The 5,842-nt window shown below is 74.0% G+C and carries 4 protein-coding genes and 2 pseudogenes; 3 read left to right on the forward strand and 3 right to left on the reverse strand.

Annotated features, from left to right (window positions below; translation table 11 throughout):
- A pseudogene (locus tag GTW67_RS36850) lies at positions 1-283 on the reverse strand (hypothetical protein); the annotation flags it as partial.
- Positions 284-339: 56 nt separating this feature from the next.
- Positions 340-1,005 (reverse strand): bifunctional DNA primase/polymerase, encoded by a 666-nt coding sequence (locus tag GTW67_RS03235; RefSeq protein ID WP_161163271.1) that lies wholly within the window; start codon positions 1,003-1,005, stop codon positions 340-342.
- A 621-nt stretch (positions 1,006-1,626) separates the two neighbouring features.
- On the opposite strand from GTW67_RS03235, the gene GTW67_RS03240 reads away from it, so the two are divergent.
- Both GTW67_RS03240 and GTW67_RS03245 read left to right on the forward strand, forming a co-directional pair.
- A complete protein-coding gene (locus GTW67_RS03240; protein ID WP_161163272.1) occupies positions 1,627-3,030 on the forward strand; it encodes a PP2C family protein-serine/threonine phosphatase in 1,404 nt (467 codons plus the stop codon).
- A 99-nt stretch (positions 3,031-3,129) separates the two neighbouring features.
- Entirely contained in the window at positions 3,130-4,587 is a 1,458-nt protein-coding gene (locus GTW67_RS03245; protein ID WP_346010545.1) for an aminopeptidase P family protein, read from the forward strand.
- Between the two features lie 59 nt (positions 4,588-4,646).
- Here the strand turns inward: GTW67_RS03245 and GTW67_RS03250 are convergent, their stop codons facing one another.
- The gene (locus GTW67_RS03250) at positions 4,647-5,108 is read right to left on the reverse strand and encodes an ATP-binding protein (protein WP_161163274.1); all 462 of its coding nucleotides are present in this window, start codon (positions 5,106-5,108) and stop codon (positions 4,647-4,649) included.
- A gap of 221 nt (positions 5,109-5,329) precedes the next feature.
- On the opposite strand from GTW67_RS03250, the pseudogene GTW67_RS03255 reads away from it, so the two are divergent.
- Positions 5,330-5,842, forward strand: a pseudogene (locus tag GTW67_RS03255) (hypothetical protein); the annotation flags it as partial.

Genomic DNA, 5,842 nt, shown 5'->3' on the forward strand with positions numbered 1-5,842 from the left:
CATCGGTCTCCTCCGGCGCCTTGCCGCCCCCGGTCCCCTCCGGCGCCTTCCCGTCCTCGCCGTCGCCGTCGCCGTCGCGCGGCAGCAGGCGCACGCCCAGGGGCCGGCCGTCCTCGCCCCCGTGGGGCACGGGCCCCGCGGACGCCACGGCGAACGGCAGCACGGCCGCGCACACCACGGCACCGGCGAGGCCGTACAGACGGAACCCGCGGCCGGCCGGGCGGCGGTGCAGTCCCGCGCGGCGCGGACTCGCGGGGCGGGGCTCCCCAGCATGAAGCGGCATGGGGCGGACGATAACGACCCCGGGCGGGCGCCGACTTGCGCGCGCGCCCGACACCCCTACAACTCGGGCGCGCTCACACCCGTACGGGTGAGGGCCTCGACCACCGCGTCCACCACGGCCTCCACGTCGGGCACCCAGGGCGAGGCGGAGCCGGGCAGCGGCGCCCGCTCCCAGCGGACGGCGCCGGCGCCGGTCTCGGACGGAGGCAGCGCGAGATAGCCGCCCTCGCCGTGGAAGCGCAGGGAGCCGGGGACGAAGTCCTTGGCGTAGAGCAGTTCGCCCAGCTGCTCCATGGAGTACGGCCGGACCAGCAGCGACCAGCGGGTGGGCGAGGCGACGACCGGGCCGAGCCGCAGCCCGGCGCGGTCGAGCGCGGCCAGGGCGTGGGCGGCCGGCAGGGCCGGCAGGGAGACGGCGCACGGGGCGCTGCCCCCGGTGGCCAGGACGATGGGCGCCGTCGGCCGGTTGCCCCACCACCAGCGCACCATCCGCTCGTCGGTGGTGGCGGCGAGGAGGCCGGGGTCGAAGGGGTGCGCGCCGGGCACCGTGCACTCGGGGTCGGGGCAGCCGCAGCGCGAGCGCGCCTGCGGGTCCGGCGCCACGCCCGGGAGTACGGGCCACCGCCACTGTGTCGCGTAGGTCAGGGCCGCGCCGATCAGCTCAGGCCGTCCGTCGCCTCGCCGGGACAGGAGCCTGCGTCGCCTTCCGAGGATCTCGCGCATGAGCGCTCGTTCCTTTCCGTTGCACGCCTGGCAACACCGTGGTCGTCTCACACCATGTGTCGATCACTTCGCTGTGCGTAGCTGGTGGCGCATCACACCCCTGCCGCGGGCAAGGGGTACCCCTGTGAGCCGAGCTCTGACTGCGTCCGCGGCGGTCGGCGTCCATACTGCGCCCATCAAAAGCATGGGCGTGGCGCGGGGGTGGCGAAGTCTGGCGTTTGCCGTCCCGCGTGGTTCTCTCCGCCTCCGCCACGGGAGGATGGGGCACGGTCGTCGGTGGATAGGACGCCCGGGTCCGCCGCCAGGTTCCGGGTGGCCCCCAGCCACCCCTGGCCTTCACCGAGTACGTACCCATCACGACCGCTGTGACGCTCCGTGGAGCACCCCCAGAAGACCGCAACAAGACGTCCTCTGGGGCAGTTTCAAGCCAACTTTGCTTTTCCGCAAGGGGTTCGGAAAGGAGGCAGCTCGCACCCCACGGACACCAGGAATCCCAGCAGGACAATGCTGGACATCTCCTTACGAGTGCGTGTACATGTGGAGACACTGCTAGCGGCGCAGAATGACATGGGGGTTTGCGATGCTTTTGAGCAGTAAGCACCGGTCGGAAAGCCGGACGCCATGAACGCCCCGCACCCTGCGAAAGTGGCTGGAATCGATTCAACTGTGCCGTCCCCCGCACACACTGTCGCGTCCGCCGCCGCGGGCACCCCGCCGACCGCCCCGCCGTCCGACCCCGCACCGGATGCGGGCGCCCTGCTCCAGGACCGGCTCGCCGGCTGGGTGTCGGACCTGACGACCCTGCACGAGCTGACCGAGCGCCTCGCCCGCACGGACTCCCTCTCCGAAGCCCTCCAGGAACTGCTGCGCGCCGGTGCCGCCCTCGTGGGTGCCCGGCGCGGTCTCGTCGTCCTGGAACCGGCCGACGGACTCGGCCCGGACAGCACCATCGGCCTCGGACTGGCCCGCGCCGACCTCGGCCACATCGAGACGGTGCCGCGCAGCTCGCTGTCGTACGGCCGGATCCTGGAGGGTCTGCCCGTCGCCGACGGCGGCATCGCCGAACCCGACCTGTTCGCAGAGGAGGGCCTCGACCCCCGCCACCGCGAGGTCGCCGCCCGCCTCGGCTACGCCGCCAGCTACGCCCTGCCCCTGTCCACCGACCGCGCCGGGCGCCTCGGCGCCGCCGTCTGGCTCTACGACGAGCCCGCCGAACCGCGCGAGCGGCAGCGCCACCTCGTCGGGCTGTACGCCCGGTACGCCGCCGAGCATCTGGCCCGGCTCCTGGAGACCGAGCGCACGCGCACCCGCATGGCGACCATGGCGGAGGAACTGCTGCCCTCGCGCCTGCCCCGGGTGCCCGGCGTGCAGCTCGCCGCCCGCCGCCGCACCGGCCCGCGCGGCGGCGGCGACTGGTACGACGCCCTGCCGCTGCCCGACGCCGCCCTCGGCCTGGCCGTCGGCTCCGTCACCGGCTCGGGACCCAGCGCCGTCGCCGCCACCGGACGGCTGCGCGCGTCGCTGCGGGCGTACGCCGTGATGGAGGGCGAGGACCCGGTCGCCGTCCTGTCCGACCTGGAGCTGCTGCTGCGGCTGACCGAGCCCGCCCGCTCGGCCACCGCCCTGTTCGGCTACTGCGAGCCCGCGCTGCGCCGGATCACCCTGGCCGGCGCCGGCCACAGCCCGCCGCTGCTGATCGGCGAGCGGCGCACCGAGTTCGTGGAGACCTCCGTCTCCGCGCCGCTGGGCATGCTCGCCTGCTGGGAGGCGCCGAGCGTCGAGCTCCAGGCCGCACCCGGAGAAACCGTCCTGCTGTACACCGACGGTCTGCTGCACCGCACCGGCGACCCGATCGACCGCGCCTTCGCCCGGCTGCACGCCGCGGCCGCCGGCGTACCGCGGGCCAAGCGCCACGACCCGGACGCCGTCGCCGACCACGTGCTGCGCACGGTGCTGCCGGACGGCGCGGACGAGGCGGACTCCGAGGAGGACGTGGTGCTGCTGGCGGTCCGCTTCGACCAGTGACGCGCCGCCGCCCGGTGTAACAGGTCCTTCGGCCCTGGGCCCCCTTCCGTACGACCGTACGATGGGGGTTGGTCCAGTGCCGTATCAAGGAGGATGACCGTGGCGGAGGAGCTCACCCCGGAGACCCCGGACGAGGCCGACGAGCCGATCAAGCAGCGGAAGAACGGCCTGTACCCGGGCGTGTCCGACGAGCTGGCCGAGAACATGAAGTCCGGCTGGGCCGACACGGAGCTGCACGATCTGCGGCCGATCGCCCAGGCCGCCGAGACCGCCGCGCGCCGCGCCGCGCTCTCCGCCCGCTTCCCCGGCGAGCGCCTGGTGATCCCCGCGGGCAACCTGAAGACCCGCTCGAACGACACGGAGTACGCCTTCCGCGCCTCGGTCGAGTACACCTACCTCACCGGCAACCAGACAGAGGACGGCGTCCTGGTCCTGGAGCCCACCGCCGACGGCCACGCCGCGACGATCTACCTGCTGCCGCGCTCCGACCGCGAGAACGGCGAGTTCTGGCTGGACGGCCAGGGCGAGCTGTGGGTGGGCCGCCGCCACTCCCTCACCGAGGCGGAGAAGCTGTACGGCATCCCCGCCTCCGACGTGCGCGAGCTGGCCGACAGCCTGCGCGAGGCCACCGGCCCGGTGCGCGTCGTGCGCGGCCACGACGCCGGTGTCGAGGCGGCCCTGACCGACAAGGTCACCGCCGAGCGCGACGAGGAGCTGCGCGTCTTCCTCTCCGAGGCCCGCCTCGTCAAGGACGAGTTCGAGATCGGTGAGCTCCAGAAGGCCGTCGACTCCACCGTGCGCGGCTTCGAGGACGTCGTGAAGGTCCTCGACCGGGCCGAGGCGACCAGCGAGCGCTACATCGAGGGCACCTTCTTCCTCCGCGCCCGCGTCGAGGGCAACGACGTCGGCTACGGCACCATCGCCGCCGCCGGCCCGCACGCCTGCACCCTGCACTGGGTCCGCAACGACGGCCCGGTCCGCTCCGGCGACCTGCTGCTGCTCGACGCGGGCGTGGAGACGCACACGTACTACACGGCCGACATCACGCGCACGCTGCCGGTCGACGGCACGTACAGCGAGCTACAGAAGAAGATCTACGACGCCGTGTACGACGCCCAGGAGGCCGGCATCGCGGCGGTGAAGCCGGGCGCCAAGTACCGCGACTTCCACGACGCGTCCCAGCGTGTGCTGGCCGAGCGGCTCGTCGAGTGGGGCCTGGTCGAGGGCCCGGTCGAGCGGGTGCTGGAGCTGGGCCTCCAGCGCCGCTGGACCCTGCACGGCACCGGTCACATGCTCGGCCTGGACGTCCACGACTGCGCCGCCGCGCGCGTCGAGTCCTACGTCGACGGCACCCTGGAGCCCGGCATGGTCCTCACCGTCGAGCCCGGCCTGTACTTCCAGGCCGACGACCTGACGGTGCCCGAGGAGTACCGCGGCATCGGAGTCCGCATCGAGGACGACATCCTCGTCACCGAGGACGGCAACCGGAACCTGTCCGCCGGCCTGCCGCGCCGGTCGGACGAGGTCGAGGCGTGGATGGCCGCGCTGAAGGGCTGAGGTCCGGGATGCTTCGAGGGCCGGGCGCCGTACGGTGCCCGGCCCTTTCGCGTGCGTGATCAGACCGCCACGAGGGGCGCGTCCTCGCGCCACTTGAGGATCTTGTCGAAGCTCACCACGGCTCCCGGCCGTCCCGGCGCGCCGCCGATGTGGACGTGGTCGGCCAGCTCCCGGATGAGGCACAGGCCCCGGCCGTGCTCGGCGTCGGCCGGCACCGGACGGGGCGCCCCCGGGGACCGGCCCGGGGCGGCCTCGAACCCGGGTCCCGTGTCGGCGACCTCGATCCGGCACCGTTCGCCGTCCAGGTACGCCGTGACGCGGTACGCCTGCGAGGGGTCGCCGCAGCCGTCGTCCCCGCCGTGCTCGACGGCGTTCGCACAGGCCTCGGTCAGCGCGACGGAGAGGTCGAAGGAGATGTCGGGGTCGACGCCCGCGGTCTCCATCGTGCCGAGCAGCAGGCGCCGGGCCAGGGGCACGCTCGCAGCCTCGCGCCGCAGATGGAGTGACCACCAGATGCTCATGCTCCAGCCTCCCGGCCGCGGCTCGACATACCGTTACGTATTGCCCCTTGTGCCCGGGCGTAAGCGCGGTGTCCGTATCGGACCGCCCGGACGGCGGATGCGACCGCACCGCCGATCGGTGTATGTGGGGCGGCCCGCACCAAGGCCGACCATCCGGTCGTACCGCATCTTGCGGACCTGCCGTACGCCGCGGGGGTCGCCAGTGCGATGATGAGGCCGCCATGACTGCCCCCCACCCGCCTTCGGCGCGCTCCGGGAACGATCTCCGGATTCTGCGGGCCGCGGTGTTCGCCGCGGTCTGCGTCGTGCTGGCCGCGGCGGGGCACACCTTCGCCTCCTGCGCCGCCGTCCCCCTGTGGACGCTGGGCGCGGGATTCCTCGGGGCGGTCCTGGTCGCCGCGCCCCTCGCCGGGCGCGAACGTTCCCTGCCCGGGATCGCGGTGCTGCTCGCGGTCGGCCAGACCGCCCTGCACACGGTGTTCGGGCTCGGCCAGCACGGGGCCGCGGCGGTCACCGCGGGAGCGGCCCCCGGCGGGGCGGGCCCGCTGTCCGACGCCTTCCTGGTCCAGCAGGCCGCACGCCTGGTCTGCGGGACCACCGCCGCGGCGATCAGCCCGGCCCAGGCCGAGCGCATCCTCACCGACGCGCGGCTGACCCCGGGTTCCGGCGTCCACGCCGGCGCGGCACACCACCCGGCGGACGCCCTGTCGACCGCCGCCGGCTCCTCCGCCTCA

Origin of the sequence: Streptomyces sp. SID5910, from assembly GCF_009862125.1 — a bacterium.
Classification (GTDB): Bacteria; Actinomycetota; Actinomycetes; order Streptomycetales; family Streptomycetaceae; genus Streptomyces.